The organism is Flavobacterium sp. A45 (assembly GCF_002001005.1).
GTDB lineage: Bacteria > Bacteroidota > Bacteroidia > Flavobacteriales > Flavobacteriaceae > Flavobacterium.
The window spans coordinates 79,045-100,919 of record NZ_MUNX01000070.1 but is presented as its reverse complement, the minus strand read 5'-3'; the positions used below and the strand labels follow the sequence as shown (position 1 = coordinate 100,919).

18 protein-coding genes are annotated in these 21,875 nt (G+C 35.4%); 10 read left to right on the top strand and 8 right to left on the bottom strand.

The features are described 5' to 3' along the window. Nucleotides 1-130: 130 nt before the first annotated feature. Complete coding sequence (locus B0E44_RS07685) at nt 131-1,093, bottom strand: L-threonine 3-dehydrogenase (RefSeq protein ID WP_077372515.1); 963 nt, start codon at nt 1,091-1,093, stop codon at nt 131-133. A gap of 387 nt (nt 1,094-1,480) precedes the next feature. Between B0E44_RS07685 and B0E44_RS07680 the strand changes: the two genes are divergently transcribed. The 6 genes from B0E44_RS07680 (at nt 1,481) to B0E44_RS07655 (ending at nt 9,285) form a co-directional block, all read left to right on the top strand. Further along, nucleotides 1,481-2,179, top strand: coding sequence for a hypothetical protein (locus B0E44_RS07680; protein ID WP_254423263.1), 699 nt, complete (start codon nt 1,481-1,483; stop codon nt 2,177-2,179). Nucleotides 2,180-2,261: 82 nt separating this feature from the next. Then, nucleotides 2,262-5,540 carry a transcription-repair coupling factor gene (mfd, locus tag B0E44_RS07675; protein WP_371594750.1) on the top strand — a complete coding sequence of 1,093 codons (3,279 nt, stop codon included), beginning with the start codon at nt 2,262-2,264 and terminating at the stop codon, nt 5,538-5,540. Between the two features lie 141 nt (nt 5,541-5,681). Continuing rightward, complete coding sequence (locus B0E44_RS07670) at nt 5,682-6,260, top strand: hypothetical protein (RefSeq protein ID WP_077372509.1); 579 nt, start codon at nt 5,682-5,684, stop codon at nt 6,258-6,260. A gap of 285 nt (nt 6,261-6,545) precedes the next feature. Further along, nucleotides 6,546-7,367 (top strand): hypothetical protein, encoded by an 822-nt coding sequence (locus B0E44_RS07665; RefSeq protein WP_124019302.1) that lies wholly within the window; start codon nt 6,546-6,548, stop codon nt 7,365-7,367. Between the two features lie 121 nt (nt 7,368-7,488). Beyond that, on the top strand, nt 7,489-8,418 hold the full coding sequence (locus tag B0E44_RS07660) for an AraC family transcriptional regulator (protein ID WP_077372502.1): 930 nt from the start codon (nt 7,489-7,491) through the stop codon (nt 8,416-8,418). 102 nt (nt 8,419-8,520) lie between these two features. Then, on the top strand, nt 8,521-9,285 hold the full coding sequence (locus B0E44_RS07655) for an SDR family NAD(P)-dependent oxidoreductase (RefSeq protein ID WP_077372499.1): 765 nt from the start codon (nt 8,521-8,523) through the stop codon (nt 9,283-9,285). Between the two features lie 115 nt (nt 9,286-9,400). Here B0E44_RS07655 and B0E44_RS07650 read toward each other — a convergent pair whose 3' ends face one another. The 6 genes from B0E44_RS07650 to B0E44_RS07625 all read right to left on the bottom strand — a co-directional run bounded on the left by B0E44_RS07650 (nt 9,401) and on the right by B0E44_RS07625 (nt 15,423). Next, entirely contained in the window at nt 9,401-9,931 is a 531-nt protein-coding gene (locus tag B0E44_RS07650; RefSeq protein ID WP_077372497.1) for a hypothetical protein, read from the bottom strand. 267 nt (nt 9,932-10,198) lie between these two features. Continuing rightward, complete coding sequence (locus tag B0E44_RS07645; RefSeq protein WP_077372494.1) at nt 10,199-10,915, bottom strand: (Fe-S)-binding protein; 717 nt, start codon at nt 10,913-10,915, stop codon at nt 10,199-10,201. Between the two features lie 115 nt (nt 10,916-11,030). Then, on the bottom strand, nt 11,031-13,136 hold the full coding sequence (locus tag B0E44_RS07640; protein ID WP_077372491.1) for an FAD-binding and (Fe-S)-binding domain-containing protein: 2,106 nt from the start codon (nt 13,134-13,136) through the stop codon (nt 11,031-11,033). 162 nt (nt 13,137-13,298) lie between these two features. Continuing rightward, nucleotides 13,299-13,955 (bottom strand): aspartate kinase, encoded by a 657-nt coding sequence (locus tag B0E44_RS07635; RefSeq protein WP_077372488.1) that lies wholly within the window; start codon nt 13,953-13,955, stop codon nt 13,299-13,301. Between the two features lie 106 nt (nt 13,956-14,061). Then, nucleotides 14,062-14,421: a YraN family protein gene (locus tag B0E44_RS07630; RefSeq protein WP_077372485.1), complete on the bottom strand. Its 360-nt coding sequence runs from the start codon at nt 14,419-14,421 to the stop codon at nt 14,062-14,064. Nucleotides 14,422-14,526: 105 nt separating this feature from the next. Further along, complete coding sequence (locus B0E44_RS07625) at nt 14,527-15,423, bottom strand: LD-carboxypeptidase (protein WP_165688778.1); 897 nt, start codon at nt 15,421-15,423, stop codon at nt 14,527-14,529. Nucleotides 15,424-15,663: 240 nt separating this feature from the next. Here B0E44_RS07625 and B0E44_RS07620 point away from each other — a divergent pair, with 240 nt between their 5' ends. The 3 genes from B0E44_RS07620 (at nt 15,664) to B0E44_RS07610 (ending at nt 18,611) form a co-directional block, all read left to right on the top strand. After that, entirely contained in the window at nt 15,664-16,740 is a 1,077-nt protein-coding gene (locus B0E44_RS07620) for an endonuclease (RefSeq protein WP_077372479.1), read from the top strand. A gap of 250 nt (nt 16,741-16,990) precedes the next feature. Then, nucleotides 16,991-17,707 (top strand): hypothetical protein, encoded by a 717-nt coding sequence (locus B0E44_RS07615; protein ID WP_077372476.1) that lies wholly within the window; start codon nt 16,991-16,993, stop codon nt 17,705-17,707. Between the two features lie 10 nt (nt 17,708-17,717). Continuing rightward, complete coding sequence (locus B0E44_RS07610; protein WP_077372473.1) at nt 17,718-18,611, top strand: CorA family divalent cation transporter; 894 nt, start codon at nt 17,718-17,720, stop codon at nt 18,609-18,611. Nucleotides 18,612-18,858: 247 nt separating this feature from the next. Here B0E44_RS07610 and B0E44_RS07605 read toward each other — a convergent pair whose 3' ends face one another. Next, the gene (locus tag B0E44_RS07605) at nt 18,859-19,809 is read right to left on the bottom strand and encodes an MBL fold metallo-hydrolase (protein WP_077372469.1); all 951 of its coding nucleotides are present in this window, start codon (nt 19,807-19,809) and stop codon (nt 18,859-18,861) included. A gap of 449 nt (nt 19,810-20,258) precedes the next feature. Here B0E44_RS07605 and B0E44_RS07600 point away from each other — a divergent pair, with 449 nt between their 5' ends. Beyond that, nucleotides 20,259-21,812 carry an aldehyde dehydrogenase family protein gene (locus B0E44_RS07600; protein WP_077372466.1) on the top strand — a complete coding sequence of 518 codons (1,554 nt, stop codon included), beginning with the start codon at nt 20,259-20,261 and terminating at the stop codon, nt 21,810-21,812. Nucleotides 21,813-21,875: the final 63 nt, after the last annotated feature.

Sequence of the window (21,875 nt, the reverse complement as noted above, 5' to 3'; positions counted from 1 at the left end):
CTTCGTTTGGAGCAAGCTACCGAAGTAGCGTGGATGGCCCGACAGCATAAAGAGAAGGGACTGAATCACCGTTACAGTGATTAGTCCCTTCTCTTTATGGTGGCACGCCCAAGTGATATTAATTGGTGTGTTACTGTAAATCGGTATTGTATTGAGGTGCTAGGTTTTTAAGCATATCGACGGTCATCATTTCCAGGTCAAATTCGTGGTTCCAACCCCAGTCTTCTCTAGCGCGGGAGTCGTCAATACTGGCAGGCCAGCTGTCGGCAATTTTTTGACGGAAGTCAGGTGCGTAGGTTACTTCCAGTTCTGGAATGTGTTTCTTGATTTCGGCTGCAACCTCCGTTGGAGTAAAGCTCATTGCGGCCAAATTATAGGAAGAGCGTATTTTGATTTGTTCAACAGGCGCTTTCATGATATTGATGGTGGCGGCAATGGCGTCGTCCATATACATCATTGGCATTTTGGTTTCGGAGTTCAAAAAGCACTCGTATTTTCCATCCGAAAGTGCTTTGTGGTAAATATCTACAGCATAATCGGTGGTTCCTCCGCCGGGCAATGTTGTCCAGCTGATTAATCCCGGGTAACGGATGCTTCTCACATCGACCCCAAAAATGTTGTGGTAGTATTCACACCATCTTTCACCAGCCTGTTTGCTGATTCCATAAACGGTTGAAGGTTCCATGACGGTATATTGCGGCGTATTTTCCTTTGGAGTTGTCGGTCCAAAAACGGCGATACTGGAAGGCCAAAAGATCTTTTTTATTTTTCCGGCTTTCGCCAAATTCAAAACGTGAAACAACGAATTCATATTTAGATCCCAAGCAAAGGCAGGGTTTTTTTCGGCAGTTGCCGAGAGTAAGGCGGCCATCAAATACACGTCGGTGATTTGGTGAAGTTCTACCAAATGCTCGATTTGGTTAAAATCTAGCGCATTGATTACCTCAAAAGGACCAGAATTCACCACATCGTTATTCAGCTTTCGAATATCAGAAGCAATAACATTGTCGGTTCCATAAATGGCTCTAAGTTGATGAGTCAATTCAGTACCTATTTGCCCGCAAGCGCCAATAATTAAGATCTTTGGATTCATTGTGTGTTGTTTTGAAATGCAAAGATAACGATTTCGTAAATTATCTTGAATAAAGACAATCATTTTTGTAGATATTGTAAAAAAATAGCTAAAATCGGAAAAAGGTCGTAATTATAGGTGTTAATATTCTGTCATTGATGTTGCAATTATATGAGTTAAAAATTACCGCAGATTCGCAGATTTTATTTAAAAAAAGAATTTTGTAACTATAATTAGAAAAAAAATTGCGTTAATTCCACTGAAAGCGGTTAATTCACGATAATAAGCCACATTAAAATCTGCGAATCTGCGGTAAAAAAAACTCATAGATTTGAACGGATTGCCTTTTATTTTCCGATTGCCATTGTAAATTTACTTTGTAACTTTGTGACTCAAATAATTTAGGAAATGAATAATAAATTAACGCTACTTTTTTTGGTGATCTTGATGCAGTTTTCGTGTAAAAACGACAACGAGGAACGTCTTGCCGATAACTTAAGGGATGCAAAAAAGAAAGAATTAATTTTTAAAACAATAAATAAAGGGTGGAATTTTATTGACACTCCTATCAACACTACTTCAGAATCTACATTGAAGACTTGGCCTGAATGGCGTGCCTTTATGGAAGAACTGTCTATTAAACCCAAGAAAACAATTACTGCTTTTCAAAAGAAAGCCAAGGCTTTGTCAACCAAAGTGATGGCTTTGAACACCAATATACCCACACAATTTGACACATCGCAAATAAGAAGCAGAATAGCGACGTTGATTACTCAAGTTCGAATGTTGGATCTATATATTAACCTGGATAAAGTTTCGGATAAAAAAGTAACGGAGCTAGTTGCCGAAATTAATTTGGAACTGGTTTCCTTGCAAAGACAAATGGACAAGATTGTTGAGAAAAGTAAGATTCCGATGGAAGTTGGGGAGACGGAATTGTTGATGATGCTGGATACCTCAAGAGCGATTCAATCCGGAAATCCAGTACTACCAGGAAGTAAGTCGATTCCTGGAAATCCTAAAAGGCCAGCGAATCTGACAATACCTAGTAATCCGGGAGGTGCGGCAACTAGTCCAAAAAACCCAAACGAAGCGCGCGTTGAGTAAAGCAACTATATATTCGGTTTATGATTCTTCTCCAAAAACGGCTCAGATTGTGGCCCGTTTGTTGGAAAACAATCAGGTAAAAATGCAATTGGACGGTCTATTGGGATCGGCGGCTTCCTTTGTGATTCAGTCTGTTTTCAAGAAATCGGAACTTCCTTTTTTGGTGGTTTTGAACAATAAAGAAGAAGCGGCGTATTATTTGAACGATTTGGAACAAATGATAGGCGAGCAGGATGTGTTGTTTTATCCGGGTTCTTTTCGTCGTCCGTACCAAATTGAAGAAACCGATAATGCCAATGTTTTGCTTCGCGCTGAGGTGCTCAACCGAATCAATTCCCGCAAGAAACCCGCCATAATCGTTACGTATCCCGAAGCGCTTTTTGAAAAAGTGGTGACCCGAAAAAACTTGGATCAAAATACTTTAAAAGTAAGTTTGGGTGATAAAATTTCGATCGATTTCTTGAACGAAGTGCTTTTTGAATATGAATTTAAAAGGGTTGATTTTATCACGGAACCCGGCGAATTTTCTGTTCGCGGGGGAATTGTCGATGTGTTTTCGTTTTCGAATGACAATCCGTACCGAATAGAATTTTTTGGCAATGAAGTCGAAAGCATCCGCAGTTTTGCTGTTGATACGCAACTGTCATTAGAAAAGCAGAAAAAAATCACCATTATTCCGAATGTCGAGAATAAAGTTTTTCAAGAAAACAGAGAAAGTTTTCTGGATTATATAGCCGAAAGAACGGTTTTGTTTTTTCAGAATACCGAGAATCTTTTATATGAATTGGATAAACAATTTGCCAGAGCCGAAGAAGCTTTTGAAAAATTATCCATAGATATCAAACACGCCACGCCAGAACAATTGTTCTTGAACCAAAAGCAATTTGTAAAAAGAGCATTGGATTTTTCGGTTGTGGAATTTAATTCCAAGCCGGTTTTTAAAACGACTAAGAAGTTTGAGTTTCACATTCAGCCGCAACCGTCGTTCAACAAGCAATTTGATTTATTGCTGAATAATTTGAGCGACAACCATTTTAACGGGTATCAAAATTATTTGTTTTGTTCGAATGAAGCGCAGACGAAACGTTTTCATGATATATTCGAATCTTTGGATGAAGCAAATTCTGAGAATATTCGCAAACAATACAAGACGATTGTGTTGCCTTTGTACCAAGGCTTCATCGATCAGGAAAACCAAATTACCTGTTATACCGACCATCAAATTTTTGAGCGTTACCATAAATTTAGCATCAAAAACGGCTATTCCAAAAAGCAAAATCTAACCTTAAAAGAACTTACGACTTTGTCCGTTGGCGATTATGTAACGCATATCGACCACGGAATCGGGAAGTTTGGCGGGTTGCAAAAAATACAGGTCGAAGGCAAAACACAGGAAGCGATCAAGCTCGTTTATGCCGATAATGACATCGTGTATGTGAGTATTCATTCACTGCACAAGATTTCGAAATACAACGGAAAAGACGGAACGCCTCCCAAAATTTACAAATTGGGATCCAGTGCTTGGAAGACTTTAAAACAAAAAACCAAAGCAAGGGTCAAGCATATCGCTTTCAATTTGATTCAGTTGTATGCTAAACGTAGATTGGAAAAAGGATTCCAATTTGCTCCCGACAGTTACCTGCAAAACGAGTTGGAAAGTTCATTTATCTATGAGGACACGCCAGACCAAATCAAATCGACTCAAGAAGTCAAAGCCGATATGGAGAGCGAGCGCCCGATGGACCGTTTGGTTTGTGGGGATGTAGGATTTGGTAAAACCGAGGTGGCAATTCGTGCGGCTTTCAAGGCTGTGGACAATTCAAAACAAGTGGCAATTTTGGTTCCTACAACTATTTTGGCCTACCAACATTACCGTACTTTTAGCGAAAGATTAAAAGATATGCCGGTTTCTATTGGTTATTTGAACCGTTTTAGAACTGCCAAACAAAAAGCCGAAACCCTTAAACAATTGGCCGAAGGCAAACTTGATATTGTCATTGGAACGCATCAATTGGTCAACAAAAATGTGGTTTTCAAAGACCTTGGATTATTGATTGTCGATGAGGAACAGAAATTTGGTGTTAACGTAAAAGACAAACTCAAAACCATCGCGGCCAATGTGGATACTTTGACTTTGACGGCAACCCCAATCCCGAGAACCTTGCAGTTTTCGTTGATGGCTGCACGGGATTTATCGGTAATTACGACACCTCCGCCAAACAGATATCCTATAGAAACGAATGTGGTAAGTTTTAATGAAGAACTGATTCGGGATGCAATTTCGTATGAAATTCAGCGAAACGGACAGGTTTTTTTCATTAATAACCGAATCGAAAATATCAAGGAATTTGCAGGAATGATTCAGCGTTTGGTTCCAAATGCCCGAGTGGGAATTGGCCACGGACAAATGGACGGAGCCAAACTAGAAGAATTGATGCTTGCCTTTATGAATGGAGAATTTGATGTTTTGGTGGCGACAACCATCATCGAAAGCGGATTGGACGTTCCGAATGCGAATACCATTTTTATCAATAATGCCAATAATTTTGGTTTATCTGATTTGCATCAAATGCGTGGTAGAGTAGGAAGAAGTAACAAGAAAGCATTTTGTTATTTCATCTGTCCACCGTATTCCCACATGACCGAAGATGCCAGAAAACGAATTCAGGCTTTGGAGCAATTTAGCGAGTTGGGAAGTGGATTGAACATTGCGATGAAAGATCTAGAAATTCGTGGTGCCGGAGATTTATTAGGAGGAGAACAAAGCGGTTTCATAAACGACATTGGTTTTGATACGTACCAAAAAATCATGAACGAGGCCATCGAGGAATTGAAGGAAAACGAATTCAAGGATTTATACCCAGAAGAGAATAATATTGAAACCAAGGAATATGTAAAAGACCTGCAAATCGACACTGATTTTGAGTTGTTGTTTTCAGATGAATACATTAATAATGTCACCGAACGTCTGAGTTTGTACAACGAGTTGGCCGATGTGAAAAACGAGGAAGAACTGGTTGTTTTCCAAAATAAATTAATCGACCGTTTTGGCCCAATGCCTCCTAGGGCACTTGCCTTAATGAACAGTATTCGCATCAAATGGATTGCCACTCGAGTAGGAATCGAAAAACTGGTGATGAAAAAAGGCAAGATGATTGGCTATTTTGTCTCCGATCAACAATCCGATTATTACCATTCGAAACGTTTCCATAAAGTGATTCAGTTTGTGCAAACCCATAGTAGCATTTGTGTTATGAAAGAAAAGCAAACTCCAAACGGTTTACGATTGTTATTGACTTTTGATAATGTGAAATCGACTAGAAGAGCTTTGGAATTGATGGAGTTGTTGGGTGGGGAGTAAGATTTTCTGTTTAATAAAAGGAGGTTTTTGTGTTTTGGTAAATCAGAATAATAGACTTATTTTGGCACCAAATATCGTATGTGTTTCACAAAATTGCAGCACATTAAGAATACATTTTTGTAACATCCAAGCCCCTTAATTATGATTTCAACTTTACGTATTTTTTTTGTTATTGCCCTTTTTACAATATTTCTTTCTAACCCTGCAAAAGCACAACCTAGAAAAGGTAGATTTATTGATGTTTCTGTAGGTATGGGAATAAGTGCTCCTTATGACGATGTAAATATTGGAGGTTCTGGGTTTTATACTCAAGGAGAATATGTTTTTGGTTTAACTAGATGGGTTGGCATAAGACCTTATGCCGGAATTATTATTACATCACCTGATGGAATCACTGATCCCCTATACCAACAGCAGGGTTACAAGGTAACATCCAAAGCATTTTTATTTGGCGGGAAAGCCCGTATTTGCGCACCTATACCTTGGGTTGCGCCCTATTTTGAAATCGGTGTTGGCGCCTCGATAGGTTCATTTGATACTTATACGCCTTTTACTGATATAAAGAAGAGTGGGCTATTAATGCATATTCCTATTTCTATTGGGCTGGCATTAGGGCGTAAACATAATATTGATGTTGCCTTTACCTATTATGACCATCCATCAGCAGAACAAACTTCTGGAGCAGTTGCTATTGGTTTTACTTTTCCAATAAATCAGTAATAAATGGAATCTATGAACTCTTAATAGTTTGTAAACTGTTAGACATTAAAGTTAGTTTTAAATCTAAAAAAGGATAGATAATTGATAACAACAGAAGAAAAAGTAAAAAAGCCAAAAACTAAAAGTAAAGGATTTGATTTAATGCCATATATGATTGCAGTAGGTGGTTTGTCTCTAATTTTACTTTTATACATTTCGTACAGATTGTATATTACGGAACGAAATTTAATTCCAATAAGTATTTTTGCCTTAATTGCTGGAGCTGTTTTTGAAACAAAACGGATAATGGAAAAATGGGGAACTGTTCTATCTACAGCACTTTTTTCATTTTTGTTAAGCTTTTTAGCTTTCCTTCCCGGTAAAAGAGAGCACAATTATGATTTTGAAAAACATATTGAAATTTGGCCATACGTTTTTTTAGTTTTCTTTTTAATGTTGACAATTGGTTTTAACAAGGATAAAATAATTCCAAAATTAACGGAAGGAATTACTTTGCTTCAATCAATAGCGATAATATATTGGGTTGTAGATTTTGGATTAATTAAAACGCATAATTTATTTCTAATTATTTTAATGGGTGTGGGTTTGTTTTTCTCAATTTTTTCAATTTTTCACGCATTTACACATACAGAATTAACACCAACGAGTAGGCTAACTTTAAGCGTTTGGAGTACCATTATATTTGTCTTACTTGCGACTGAAAACATAATTCGAACTTTTCAAAATGAACAAATTGAAAACACTGAAGATATAAGCAGCGGATTTTATATTGGACTTCAATATTTTCTTTTAGGAGTTTCAAGTGTCTATATTGTTCAAAATTACTTTATGATATTAGGTTTTTTACCAAGCAAAGAAAGGTTCTTCAATAAACAATACTATAAAGAACTAAAAGAGTTGAAAAACGATCACATTAAAAGATATTCGATGCAACAAATAGATATTTTACATTCTTTATATTGTATTGTCTTCACTGGTGGAATTTTTAGTTTGAATTTTTACTATAAAGTTGTTCCAAAACATATTGCTATATGGATTGTCTTTGTGACTTTCCCGTTTATAGTATATGTCTACCAATTTCTAACAAAGAGAAACGAAAGGGAATAAATGCATATTTGAAAAGTTAAAAATTTTTGGCACATTTTATCAAGCTTAATTTCAAATCTTTGATTGATAGAATAATTATTTCAAAGAATCCGTATATTTGATTTTTACAAATTCATTCCCAATGAAACCAAAATCAATAGAAGAGTTCTACCAAGAAATTTCTGGAGACTCAGGTACGGAACAGAATTCATTATTACCCAAGGATATCCAAAAAGAAATTGGACATTTTAATGTTTTCAGCACTAAAGAACTTTACGAAAGACTAAAGGAAAAACCGGTTATGCCTTATGACCGAAGAGCCTACTATAAAATAAGCCTGATTCGTGGCAAAAACAGAGTCGAGTATGCAGACCGGGTAATTGATATTGAGGAAAATGCACTTCTATTTGCCACACCCAAAATTCCTTATAATTATGTTCCGCAGGACACCCAGCAATCGGGTCATTTTTGTGTTTTTACCGGAGAGTTTTTAACCAAAGACAAGAGCGGAATTGATTTGGATAAATTGCCTATTTTTCAAACAGATGGATATCCCGTTTTTCAGCTCACGACTGATGAAGCTGCTGAAATTGAATTGGTTTTCAAAAAGATACATCAAGAAATCAATTCGGATTATGTGTATAAATACGATTTGATTCGGAACTATGTGGCGGAGCTCATTCATTTTGGGCAAAAGCTGCAACCCGTTACCGCTTTATATTCCAAGCATAATTCGGCTGCGAGAGTTTCTTCTTTATTTGTGGAATTACTCGAAAGACAATTTCCGATCGAATCGCCGCGCCAAAGACTGGAATTGAAATCCGCCAAAGATTTTGCTAGCCGTTTGGCAATTCATGTCAATCATCTCAATAAAGTTTTAAAAGAGAATACAGGAAAAACGACCACCGAATTAATCAGCGACCGATTGATTCATGAGGCCAAAATTCTATTGAAAGAAACCGACTGGAATATTTCGGAAATCGCTTACTCGCTCGGTTTTGAGGAGTTGGCACATTTCTCAAATTTTTTCAAAAAACAAACAACATTGACGCCTATTTCTTTTCGGGTTTAAATAACCTGATTTGAATTTCGCAAACTCTGGATTGATATTTACAATTCCAAGACTTTACATCTGAACTAATTTTGTCATATATAATTTAAAACAAACTTTAAGATGGAAATTAAAAGCAAAATAGCATTAGTAACTGGAGGAAGCCGCGGATTAGGAAAAGACATGGCTTTGAATCTTGCTAAAAAAGGGCTTGATCTTGTATTGACTTACAACAGTAAAAAGGAAGAAGCTGATAGTGTTGTAAACGAAATTGAAAAACTGGGGCAAAAAGCTGTAGCCATTCAATTGAATGTTGCTGAGGTAAGTGGTTTTGATTTGTTTTTTCAAAAAGTAGAAACTGCATTGAAAGACTCATTCGGAACCGATAAAATTGATTTCTTAATCAACAATGCTGGTGTTGGTCTTCACGAAAGTTTTTCGACAACTAGCACAACCCAATTTGACGAAATGGTTAATATTCAATTTAAAGGACCCTTTTTTCTAACTCAAAAAGCATTAGGAGTTATGAATGATGGCGGTGGAATTGTAAATATTTCGTCGGGATTGACTCGTTTTTCATTTCCAGGATATTCCACTTATGCGAGTATGAAAGGAGCAATGGAAACGTTGACTAAATATCAGGCAAAAGAATTGGGGGAGAGAAAAATCAGAGTGAATATTGTGGCTCCGGGTGCTATTGAAACCGATTTTGGTGGTGGTGTGGTTCGTGATAATGAGCAGTTAAATCAGCTTATTTCTTCGTTAACAGCTTTGGGAAGAGTAGGCTTGCCTGATGATATTGGAGGTGTGGTTGCTTTTTTGTGTACCGATGATGCCAAATGGATAAATGGACAACGTATTGAGGTTTCGGGGGGTGTGAATTTGTAAAAGAAATTTTAAGGGTTTATGAATCTTTTTTTATGTCATTTAGAAATATAAAGTGGCCAATTTTTATTTCTTCTTTTTTGGGAGAGGATTAAAACAAAAAAGGGTTTTTATATTTCTAAATGATATTATATGGCTCGATATTTTTTATATGTATTCCAATAAAGCAATCGTCTTGACAACCATTTTCAATATAACCACAAATGGAGATTAATCCATTGTTTTTGGTTTCAAAGTATGTCTTTGCATTATCTCTTTTAATTAACCATTCTTGTTCGGCTTTATTATATATTTCGTCTAAAGTTAGAGCAGTTGCAGCTATGTTTTTATGACTGCCTATTTCATTTCCATTTTCAGTCCATTCCAATTCTTCTTTAGGAATATCATTTCTTAATCCTTGGGTATTAGTGTATTTAAAATGTCTTTGAATTGCTTTTCCGCCTGAAATAGTTATAGTAGTTTCCCAAGCAGTACCAACCCAAGACACACCAGTGACTATGTATCTATATGAGTTATTGGTTGATTTTTTGAAATCTGATAAGACCTTGACACTATTTTGAAACTCATTTTGATCTACATCATCGGATTCACAAGAAGAGATTAGGCCACCGATTAATAATAATGCAATAAGATAAATTCTGTTTTTCATGTTTTCTATGCTTTATTATTATAGATGTTATTTTAATGATTTGGTTGCGTATTAATAGGTTATAATTTTTCAATACGCAAAAAAAGATTGCAGCGATAATAATTACAAAGGCTTAAAAAACATTAGTTATCAAACTTCAAAATGACATTACTTTTAAAAAAAGCTCTTGTAATTTAAGCATTTGTAAGGCAGCTAGTTCGTTGCAAATAAATAGTATAGTGTGAAATTATCTTATCCAAGTTGGTGTTTTGGGCTGTACTTGTTGTTTTACCGCGTCACTTCTTCAATCAAATAAAAGATGGATTTAAAATCAATGCCGCTTATTTTTTCAAAACCTATTTCGCAGGTTCGGCTGGTGGAATAACCTTCTTGGCAATTGGCAGGAATTTGTGCTTTCAATTCGCGCAATCCATGTTCGTTCAATTCTGGAATCAGGAAACCTCTGTCACCGGCAAAACCGCAACAATTGCTGTCAATAAGGGTCACTTTGTCGGCACACATTTTTGACAATGCCAACAATTGTTCTGTTTTTCCAATTTTTTTGACAGAACAAACCGGGAAAACCGCTATAGTATCTTTTTTGTTTTTCACAACCAATTGTGGCATTACATAATCCAACATAAATTCGATAGGATCGACGATTTTTAAGGCTTTCGTAAATTCTTCTTTCGAATGGTAAAAACAAGGACTCATATCATACAAAACGGGATATTTACCATTTTCCGAAGCCTTCAACAAATCTTTTTCTAATGCCTCCGATTGTTCATGATTAGCTTCTGCAAAACCTTTACTAGAGAAAGGCATACCACAGCAATGAGCATCCATAGATTCAGGATAAATTATTGTGAATCCGGCACGAACCAACAATCGATGGGTCAGTTCGGTCAATTGAAGATCATCCGAGTCTTGGAAACGATTTTTCCCCATGCTTCTGTTGATGCACGAAGGAAAGTAAACGACTTTTAAATCAGCGGTTGTATTCATTACTTTTTTATTAAATGTTTGACTGCAGATTCGTAGATTATTTTAAATTTTTTGTCAAAGATTTTAAAAATAATCTGCGACCCGAGCGATAGCGAATAGGCGGAGCAATCTGTGGTTAATTTTTCGTGTTAATTTTGTCGGCTCCTTTTGGCATTTCTGGAATCCATTTCGGAACTTTTCCAAAAGTGATAAAATGGGACACATTTGACAATGCGGTCATAACGGTGGTTCCAAGAATAGCGTGAAAAAAGGAAACAATTTTTAATCCGGTTCTCAAAATCGATGTAGTTCCTGCCATGTGTGTGCCAATATATGCAGCCACTTTTTTATTGCCAGAATTTAATTCATTGGCACGCCAAGTTTTTACAAATTTCCCTGTGTCGATATGGACAGGGCAGGCCAGGGCACAAAGGCCATCGGTGGCACAGGTTTCATCCAACTGATAGGTAACATCTTTTCGGATATCGGCTAACCGTTGCGGATCATCTTTGGATTCTTCCAATCGACTAATTTCTCGTGCTATCACAATACGTTGGCGCGGTGACAAAGTCAAGCCTTCGGATACGCAATGTGGTTCACAAAACCCGCACTCCATACATTTGTCAACAATATCATTGCATTCGGGTAGCGGTTTTAAATTTTTGAGATGCGCTTTGGGATCTGGATTGATTAATACATCTGGATTGATTTTATTATTGGGATCAAAAATGTTTTTGATACGTTTCATGATTTCGTAGGCCGTAGATCCCCATTCTTTTTCCACAAATGCCGCCATGTTACGACCCGTTCCATGTTCGGCTTTCAGGGAGCCATTAAAACGATCGACAACCAGAACAGCCAATTCTGACATCAGTTTTTCGTAACGATCGATTTCATTTTGGTTTGAAAAGTCTTGTGAAAAGACAAAATGAAGATTTCCTTCCAAGGCATGACCAAATAAAACTGCATCGTGGTATTCATACTTTTTAAACAAATCTTTCAATGCCAGACAAGCATCTGCTAGTTGAGGTAAAGGGAATGCTACATCTTCAATGATAACCGTTGTTCCGTTTTTTCTGAGTCCGCCAACTGTAGGTAACAAACCTTTTCGGGCTTTCCAGTTAAAATAATATTGTTTGGGATTACTTGTAAATTCATAATCAGTGTAAGTAGAGATGGACTGAATCTGATTTCTGATAGCGGTTTGTTTTTCTTTCAAGGTGGCCAAATCATTGTCACGGCATTCCACCAATAAAGCACAAGCCGATTCGGGTAATGTTTTGAAATATTCAGGGGAATCATTGTCGTTTTCAACAGAGCGAATCGATTCCCTGTCTAATAACTCTACGGCCGATACGGGAGCAGATTTCAATAAAATAGTGGCATTACAGGCATCCTGAATCGTGTTGAAAAAAATCAATGAACAGGACTTGTGTTTTTCGTCAATGACCGTTTTTAAGGTGACAGAGGAGATAAACGCTAAAGTTCCTTCAGAACCTACCATCAAATGTTTGATGATATCGATAGGATCTTGATAGTCGACCAAGGCATTGATACTGTAGCCAGTCGTATTTTTTATCTTGAATTTATTTTTTATCTGATTGAAAAGAATTTCATTGCCTTTTATTTGATCCCTGAGGTTTTCGATTTCCTGAATTAACGCAGTTTGGTTTTTCCTGAAAGCTGTAATACTTTGCGTATCGGCGGTATCCAAAATCGTTCCGTCATGCAATACAATTCGAATATCGGCTATGGTTTGATAGGAGTTTTGCGCTGTTCCGCAACACATTCCGCTGGCATTGTTCGCGACTATTCCGCCAATCATGCAGGCGGCGATAGATGCCGGGTCTGGGCCTATCTTCAAACCATGTGGAGCCAAGAAATTATTGGCTTTTGCTCCAATAATACCTGGCTCGAGTTTTATTTTTTGATTGTTTTCCAATAGCTCAAAATCTTTCCAGCCGTGCGTGGCTACCACCAATACCGAATCCGTAATGGCTTGACCAGATAAACTGGTTCCTGCAGCTCTAAAAGTCAAAGCAATGTCCAGTTTTTTGGCCTGTTTTATAATTTCAATGACTTCCGATTCATCGTGTACCAGAATTACGATTTTTGGAATTAGTCTATAAAAACTGGCATCGGTTCCATAAGCAAGGGTTTGCAAAGGATTGGTCAAAATGCGTTTGGGATCAATAGAGGAGGATAAAATATCTTTTAACTTTTGATAAGAAGGGGCTAGCATGGCGATTGTATTTATGAATACACTAATTATAAATCAGAAGCGAAAACTTTAATGTCTTTTACTTAAAATGTAAAATTAGGGATTAGTAAATGTTAATTCTATATTCAAACAAAAAAAAACGAAGCACTTGGCCTCGTTTCATTATATAAAATATTTTTTATTTTAATTTTTCAAATCTTTTATCACCTTGAAAGCAACATCCACTTCATTTTCACTTACTAAAATCGTAAATTCGTTAGAAGTTGAGATTACCTCATTGATGATAATCCCTTCCCAAGCTAGACGCTGGAAGATGAAATAATAAATACCTGGAACCACAATGTTTTCTTTTGGTAATTTTACCGTAATCGAAGCCAGATTTTCCAATTTTTGAATCAATTTTTCGGAAGCAAAATGCTTTTCAACCAAATGATTTACACTGTTGCTAACCACAATATTAGTTTCATTTACACCTTTAGACGATGTATAAAAAATATCAGGTAATGAATTAATGTCGGTGATTAAATCGGCTTGTTTGTTCAAAACAGTATCCGAAACAACATAGGTATAATCAGTTAAGGCAGATCGTACTGTGATTTCACCTATGTTTTTTATTACTTTATTGATTTTGTGATTGAGTCTAAAGTCAAGCTCTTCGGTCAATCGTTTCAGAGCCATAACTACAGCTCCTTGTTTTACTTCTTTCCCAAATTCACTTTCCAATTCGGTCATAATGTTTCTGGACAAAGAAGTCAGATTGATAATTCCAAGTGACAATGCATTCAATAAAAAAGGTTTGGTTTTGATGTAATTTTCAACAATTGAGGAAACAGTTTTCATAATGTATAGTGGTTTGTACGTAGTTAATACTTAGTTTTTGATTCTAAATTCTCGACAAATATACATAAAAAACAATTTGTTACAAATATAACATTGTTAAATTTCTTTAAAAATGAAAAAAAGCATCTATAAGGTGTTCAATTGCAAAGGATTTCTCTTCCTTGTGGATGGCAATGATATCAAAACGGACATCAATATCCAAATCTCTTTCAACTACGTAAGCATCTACAGCTTTGACCAAAAGCTGAATTTTTTTTGGTTTCACAAAATCCTGCGGTAATCCAAAATCGAGAGACGAACGGGTTTTAACTTCTATAATAGCAAGAGTATTTTCTATTCTGGCAATAATATCAATTTCCGCTTTTTGAAAGGTCCAATTGGTGTCCAGAATAGTGTATCCGTTTTTTCTAAGGTAATCTACAGCAAGATCCTCTCCCAACTTTCCCAGTTCGTTGTGTGCAGCCATTTTTGAAGTTAGAAATTAGAAGTTACATTTTAGAAGATAGAAAAAAGAGAAGAGAATATAGAATAAAGATGGTGATTAAGTCTTTACTCTATTCTTTAGTTTTTTTTATTTAAAAATCACAGTATTGCAACTCTCATTCACATCCATACTCACAATATTTCCCATAATCAAGGCTCTGTTATCGTGAACGTGTCCGGCTGGGAAATTATAAAGAATCGGAATGTTGTATTTTTTGGTTACATCCTGAACAATTTCATTAGCATTTTTTCCCCAAGGAATATCATTGTCTTTCATTTTGGTCATGCCGCCCACAATAATTCCTTTGATACTTTCGAGACAGCCGTTGCGTTTCAGGTTCATCATCATTCTGTCAATGTGATAAAGATATTCGTCCAAATCTTCAATGAATAAAATTTTATCGGTACAGTCAATCGCCGATTTAGATCCAAATAGACTATATAAAATAGACAAATTTCCACCAACCAATTCGCCGGTAGCTTTCCCAAAACGATTCATCGGGAACGGATCGATTTGATATTCCAAAGGTTTTCCGAACAACGCTTTTTTTAAAGTTTCTATAGATTCGGGAGCTGTTCTTTCGACGCTGACGGGCATTGTACCGTGAATCGATTTATAACCCATTGTATTAAGATGATTGTGTAAAACAGTTACGTCGCTAAAACCCACAATCCATTTTGGGTGCTGTTTGAATTTAGTAAAATCCAATAAATCAATCATTCGTACCGTACCATATCCACCTCGTGCACACCAAATTGCTTTGATATTCGGGTTGTCCATTTGATGTTGAAAATCGGCAGCACGCTGTTCATCAGTTCCTGCCAATTGATTAAGATCTAATCCAATGGTTTTTCCTATTACGACTTCCAGTCCCCAAGAGTGTAGTAAATTTATTGTTGGTTTTAGGTTGTCATCAACATTTTTTCTGGCGGTGGCAACAATGGCAATGGTGTCTCCTTTTTGTAAATAAGGTGGTGTGATCATAGTGGTTTGAGCTTGACTGTTCATAGATTGAAAAACAAAAATAAGCAATAGCATTGGATACAAAACAGATTGTTTTTGAATAAAAGAAAATGGATTGGTCTGCATGCTGTATTTTTTGAAAAATGAATTGCTGTTAAAGATTCAGGGTTAAAGCAAAGATATGCATTTCTTGAAGACAACAAATAATTGTAATCAAATTACTATATTTACAAAACTGGAACCCAATTGTAAAAGCATAAAATGAATAAATTAGTATATCTCTTTCTATTTCTTTTAATGGTCAATGCCAATGCGCAAAAGAAGACTTTTTTAGTTCATACGGTAGCCTTCTATAATATGGAAAATTTATATGACACTATTAATGATCCTGCTACACGAGATGAAGATTGGATTTATACTACCGAATATTATAAAAAAAAGATTAGTAATATTGCAAGAGTATTGTCAAAAATTGGTACTGGGGAAAACTCTAATTCTCCAACAATTATTGGTCTAGCCGAAGCGGAAAACAGAAAGGTTCTAGAAGATTTGGTCAAGGATCCTCAAATAATTGATAAAGGTTATGGTATTGTACACTTCGACTCCCCAGATAGAAGAGGAATAGATTGTGCTTTTTTATATCAAAAAAAATATTTCAAACCTACTAGCTATACAAATATTCCGTTACTAATTTATGATGTGAATACCAAACCAATTAAAGAAAAGATAGTAAATGAAGATAGCGAAGATATTATCGATTCTGATAAGATTACAAAAAGAATTTACACTCGCGATCAAATTCTATTAACGGGATTTCTTGAAGGAGAAGAAATAAATTTCATAGTAAATCACTGGCCTTCGCGAAGAGGAGGTGAGGCAATAAGTAATTTATTGAGGGAAAAAGCAGCAACCTTGAATGTGAAAATTATTGACTCCTTACAATCGATAAATCCAAATGCCAAAGTGGTTACGATGGGCGATTTAAACGACGGCCCGTTTAATACCAGTTTAAAAAAAATCCTTAAAACTAAAGCTAGTAAAAATGAAGTAGAACCATTTGGGCTGTATAACCCAATGGAAAATTTAGCTAAAAAAGGAACAGGGACAATCGCATTTAGAGACAGTTGGGATATTTTCGACCAGATAATTGTAACGCAATCTTTAATAAGTGAGGAGTATTCGAGTTATAAATATTGGAAAGCTGGAGTTTACAACGCACCTTTTTTGATAAATCCAAAAGGCAAATATAAAGGATATGGATTAAGAAATACTCCAACTGTTCCAGGATTTAGCGATCATTTTCCGGTGTACATTTATTTAATTAAAGAAAAAAAATAAGCGTTTACACAAAGCTTTCACAGCTATTGAAACTTTTCAGTAACTTTAGCATCTCAGTAATTTAGCATACAAAAAATGGACAGCGTTAAACCCTGAGTGCGGAATAATTTTGGAAACCGATTCAAGATTTATAGTTACAAAATAGTCACTTTTTTTGAGATATTAATGAACAATCATAGATGGAAACTGAAAATAATTGGAGTTTAGTTGTCATCAGAATTCGTCACATATTTTAACCTAAATTTTAATAATGAAGATAATTTGTATTTCCATTTGTTGTATACTATTTTGTAGCAGCTGTAGTGTTTTAGAGCAAAAATCAAAGCAGCAATTATCTTCTGGAATTTATAAAAGCACAACTTTTGATGATAAAAAAAAGTTAGTTTACATCGATAATAAAGAAGAAACAGTTGTTATTTATCCAATTAATAAAGATGAAAAAGGAAATCTAATAATTGATACTCTGCACCATAAAAAGCAAATTTATTTAGAGCAATACAACAGTGATCATATTAAATCTTCCGTGTTTTTAAAAAATAGTTTTGATGTTGATTTTCTAACTATACCTTTTAAATACAGACCTGCACAAAAAGATTTACCCAATCAATTTACTACAAATCTTAATGGTGAAGTGTATTTTGGTTACAGAACTGATGCCTACAGTTTAGATTATAAACTAAATCCTTTTCAAAAATTTAACCGAAATATAAATCACTATGCCTTTTCTTTTGGATTGTTTACCGGTTTTGGCGGTACCGCTATGAATCCATCGGTAACTCAGGAAAAAATAGTGAAGGAATATGACGGTGTAGTGTGGTCAAAAGGAATTGCAGGAATTATTGGGGTTAATAATTTTACCATTGGAATAGCAATTGGCTATGACAATTTATTAGATGAAAACAAGCAATATTGGATTTACCAGAACAAATTATGGTACGGATTAGCATTTGGATTAAATTTGAATTAAAATTAAAAAAATGAATAAAAACATATTAGAAAAACAATTCAAAACTTTTAATTGGATTGATATTGAAAAACCGTCAACACAACAACTGGAAGAAATAGCAACAAAATTTGATCTGGATATTTTCCCAATAAAAGATGCTCTAGAACCGGGACATTTGCCTAAAATTGAGAAAATAAGGAATTTTGATTTTATTATTTTAAGGGCCTACACGGCAAATGAATACGACAATATTTCTACGGTAGAGGAATTGTCAAATAAAGTGGCTTTTTTTTATAATGAAAACCAATTAATTACAATTCACAGATTGCCATTTCCTTTTTTGAAGAAAGCTTTTGACGAAGATTTAAAATATAACTCCGTCTTTGAATTGTTGATTTCTATTTTCAAGGAAATAATTTTAACATATAGCATCCCTTCGCAATGGCAAACAAATCAAATTGATGAAGTTGAGAAAACAATTTTTCTAAAAAAAGAATATAAAATCTCTCTTGAAGATTTGTATTATCAAAAGGCAGAAACCAGAATCAGCAGAAAATTACTCCTACTTACCCAAAATGTGATTAATCAGGTTGTGGTTCCTCAGGAAAGTTCTTCGGCACTACAGGATGTAAAAGACAATTTGATCAAATTAATTTTAGAATATGAGGAAGCAACGGAAAATGCGGTAAATTTAATGAATACATTCTTGTCTGTAACGGCACAAAAGAATAATGATGTCGTCAAATTGCTTACAGTTTTTTCAGCATTTTTTCTGCCACTAACTTTCATTGTTGGAGTATATGGGATGAATTTTGATTTTATGCCTGAACTTCGATGGCAATACGGCTACTTATATGTGATCTTGTTTATGGTTTTTGTAAGTGTTATTATTTATAGTTGGTTTAAAAGAAAAAGCATTATATAAAAATATGTTTATAATTTGATATAGAGTTATTGAAGTCAAAAAGCAATATATTAAACTGAATGTAAAAATAATTTTCTTCAGGAACTATTTTCGCTCTATCTCGCAGAAAAGAGGAGAATGTTCAATCGGGACACAAACGAATACAAAAACTTCCCTTAAAACCTCAGTTCAATTAATACTAAACAAAACTTAATTTATAAATAAATTATGTGCAGTATTAATTGAACTTAAGTTTAAATCTAAAAATTTACAATTCAAAACGTTTTCCTTGTTCGGGGAATATGAGTACTACTCCTAAATCATTTCCTTTTTGCAATTGTTCTTTAATTTTTACAATGTTTTGACTTGGCGGTTTCAAATGGGTAATGATAATTTTGAAGTTCTTCAAAGTTCCTTTTCCTGCCATTTCTTCCAGTTTGTGAAGTTCTTTCATAAGATGATTGGGAGTCAAATGCCCAAATAGAGAGGTGTCAGGTTGTTCATTCGGAAATGATACTTCGATAAAAATTCCTCTCAATCTTTTTTGCTGAAGCAAAGGAGTAACGGCTTTCCATAACTCACTTAAATGATTGCTTTTCTCAACCGAATCTGGACCTGTATCTCCCAAATACAAAATGGCATCATTGCCGTTTTGGATTAAAAAAGCAGTACTTTCAAAGGAATTCACATGACTTAGCGGAAATGCTTTTACAGTCATTGCGGTATTGTTGATTTTGGTTTCTTCCCCGAAGGTAAGTGTTTGAAAATGATATTTTTTTAGTTGAAAACCAGGGCCTTCATCACCAAAATTGGCCCAAGTCTCTCCGTTAAAATAATGCTTTTCCATCATCTCCATGCATTTCTTTGTGGCATAAACCGTTTTGGAAGAATCAGCAGGGGAGTTAATTATCAAACCCGAAACGTGATCCAAATGCGCATGGGAAATGCAATATCCTTTAATATATTTTCGCAAAACTTCACTAGCCGGAACATTGAATACTTTATTCGAAATTGCTTTTTCAATCCCCGCATTAATGGTTCCTGCATCGAGGCAAATATAATCGTGGGTATTTATGGGAGCAACCAAATAGGCCGAAAGATTTGCTTCGTCAACACCGCCTTTTATACCCAAAGGAACAACTTCAAAAGCCGGTTTTTGTGCAAAAAGTTGAATAGATATCAAAAATAATCCAATGAAGTATCGATTAAAAGAAGTCATATTATGAAGGGTGTTATTTTAAATTTTATTTATGCCTATAAAACTGCAAGGCAACAGATGACTTATTTTTACCGCAGATTCGCAGATTTTAGTAAATTTTGAATCATAAATTAATCACTTTCAGTGAAATTAACACAAATTAAATTTTCTAAAATCACAAAATTTAGCTTTATAAAGAAAAAATCTGCGAATCTGCGGTTGTTTTTTAACTTAATCTGTTTGCCGTGATAAAATTACTTCCTTCTTTTTTAACGAATGTGTTTTTTTGTAAAAAATGACAACAACCCATTAAAATGCTATAATTTTACTATTCATATTAAAGATTGTGTGTTTCAAAAGAAGTTAATTTTGCAGCAATTTTGATTTTAACATCTTATGGAGTGTGAAAAATTGACCTTAAAATAATATCTTTACACAAAAATATAACAATTTTAACTAAAAAAGTTACAATGACAACAATAGCAGATCAATTTGGGATGAAAGAGGCATTAGCGCAATTGGGAGTTAAAGCCATAAACGAAGGAACTTCGACAGGGATTAATCATTTTTCAAACGGAGCAATCCTAGAAAGCTTTTCGCCAGTAGATGGTAAGTTAATTGCTTCTGTAAAAATTAGCACACCAGCAGATTACGAAAAAGTAATGCAAACTGCAACCGAAGCTTTCAAAACATTTCGATTGATGCCAGCGCCACAACGTGGAGAAATTGTACGTCAGTTTGGAGAGAAATTGCGTCAAAATAAAGAAGCTTTAGGGAAACTGGTTTCTTATGAAATGGGGAAATCATTGCAAGAAGGATATGGCGAAGTACAAGAGATGATTGACATTTGTGATTTTGCAGTAGGATTGTCACGTCAATTGCACGGATTGACTATGCACTCTGAACGTCCAGGACACAGAATGTATGAGCAATACCATTCTTTGGGAATTGTGGGAATCATTTCGGCTTTCAATTTTCCGGTAGCCGTTTGGGCTTGGAACACTGCATTGGCTTGGATTTGCGGAGATGTTTGCGTTTGGAAACCATCTGAGAAAACACCATTGTGCGGAATCGCCTGCCAAAATATTATTGCTGAGGTAATCAGAGAAAACAACCTTCCTGAAGGAATTTCCTGTTTGATTAACGGTGATTATACAATAGGACAATTGATGACTGCCGATAAACGTGTGCCTTTAGTTTCGGCTACCGGTTCTACTCGTATGGGGAAAATTGTGGCACAAACTGTTGCAGGTCGTTTGGGTAGATCATTATTGGAATTAGGTGGTAATAATGCAATTATTGTAACTCCAGATGCTGATATCAAAATGACAGTTATCGGAGCAGTTTTTGGAGCCGTAGGAACTGCAGGACAAAGATGTACTTCTACTCGTCGTTTGATTATTCACGAAAGTATTTACGATAAAGTAAAAGATGCTGTTGTATCGGCTTACGGACAACTGAGAATTGGAAATCCATTGGACGAGAAAAATCATGTTGGACCATTAATTGATACACACGCAGTTGAAATGTATAATAATGCATTAACCAAAGTTGTTGCCGAAGGTGGTAAAATCCTGGTTGAAGGTGGCGTACTTTCTGGAGAAGGATATGAAAGTGGTTGCTACGTAAAACCAGCTATTGCTGAAGCACAAAATTCATTCGAAATTGTACAACACGAAACGTTTGCTCCAGTTTTATATTTAATCAAATATTCAGGAACTGTTGAGAATGCAATTGATGTTCAAAACGGAGTAGCTCAGGGATTATCCTCTGCGATTATGACAAATAATTTGCGTGAAGCTGAACATTTCTTGTCTGTAGTAGGATCCGACTGCGGAATTGCCAATGTAAATATTGGAACTTCTGGAGCTGAAATTGGCGGTGCTTTTGGTGGAGAAAAAGAAACCGGCGGTGGAAGAGAATCTGGTTCTGATGCTTGGAAAGTCTACATGAGAAGACAAACGAATACAATCAATTATACTACGAGTCTGCCATTGGCACAGGGAATCAAATTTGATTTGTAGACAATTATAATTCATAAAAAAAAGTGGCTTGTTTTGATTAACAAGCCACTTTTTTTATTTGGA

What these genes read in the sequence shown, in the direction of transcription:
- B0E44_RS07685 (WP_077372515.1), bottom strand. Translation starts at nt 1,093, where the DNA reads ATGAATCCAAAGATCTTAATTATTGGCGCTTGCGGGCAAATAGGTACT.
- B0E44_RS07680 (WP_254423263.1), top strand. Translation starts at nt 1,481, where the DNA reads ATGAATAATAAATTAACGCTACTTTTTTTGGTGATCTTGATGCAGTTT.
- mfd (WP_371594750.1), top strand. Translation starts at nt 2,262, where the DNA reads ATGCAATTGGACGGTCTATTGGGATCGGCGGCTTCCTTTGTGATTCAG.
- B0E44_RS07670 (WP_077372509.1), top strand. Translation starts at nt 5,682, where the DNA reads ATGATTTCAACTTTACGTATTTTTTTTGTTATTGCCCTTTTTACAATA.
- B0E44_RS07665 (WP_124019302.1), top strand. Translation starts at nt 6,546, where the DNA reads ATGGAAAAATGGGGAACTGTTCTATCTACAGCACTTTTTTCATTTTTG.
- B0E44_RS07660 (WP_077372502.1), top strand. Translation starts at nt 7,489, where the DNA reads ATGAAACCAAAATCAATAGAAGAGTTCTACCAAGAAATTTCTGGAGAC.
- B0E44_RS07655 (WP_077372499.1), top strand. Translation starts at nt 8,521, where the DNA reads ATGGAAATTAAAAGCAAAATAGCATTAGTAACTGGAGGAAGCCGCGGA.
- B0E44_RS07650 (WP_077372497.1), bottom strand. Translation starts at nt 9,931, where the DNA reads ATGAAAAACAGAATTTATCTTATTGCATTATTATTAATCGGTGGCCTA.
- B0E44_RS07645 (WP_077372494.1), bottom strand. Translation starts at nt 10,915, where the DNA reads ATGAATACAACCGCTGATTTAAAAGTCGTTTACTTTCCTTCGTGCATC.
- B0E44_RS07640 (WP_077372491.1), bottom strand. Translation starts at nt 13,136, where the DNA reads ATGCTAGCCCCTTCTTATCAAAAGTTAAAAGATATTTTATCCTCCTCT.
- B0E44_RS07635 (WP_077372488.1), bottom strand. Translation starts at nt 13,955, where the DNA reads ATGAAAACTGTTTCCTCAATTGTTGAAAATTACATCAAAACCAAACCT.
- B0E44_RS07630 (WP_077372485.1), bottom strand. Translation starts at nt 14,421, where the DNA reads ATGGCTGCACACAACGAACTGGGAAAGTTGGGAGAGGATCTTGCTGTA.
- B0E44_RS07625 (WP_165688778.1), bottom strand. Translation starts at nt 15,423, where the DNA reads ATGATCACACCACCTTATTTACAAAAAGGAGACACCATTGCCATTGTT.
- B0E44_RS07620 (WP_077372479.1), top strand. Translation starts at nt 15,664, where the DNA reads ATGAATAAATTAGTATATCTCTTTCTATTTCTTTTAATGGTCAATGCC.
- B0E44_RS07615 (WP_077372476.1), top strand. Translation starts at nt 16,991, where the DNA reads ATGAAGATAATTTGTATTTCCATTTGTTGTATACTATTTTGTAGCAGC.
- B0E44_RS07610 (WP_077372473.1), top strand. Translation starts at nt 17,718, where the DNA reads ATGAATAAAAACATATTAGAAAAACAATTCAAAACTTTTAATTGGATT.
- B0E44_RS07605 (WP_077372469.1), bottom strand. Translation starts at nt 19,809, where the DNA reads ATGACTTCTTTTAATCGATACTTCATTGGATTATTTTTGATATCTATT.
- B0E44_RS07600 (WP_077372466.1), top strand. Translation starts at nt 20,259, where the DNA reads ATGACAACAATAGCAGATCAATTTGGGATGAAAGAGGCATTAGCGCAA.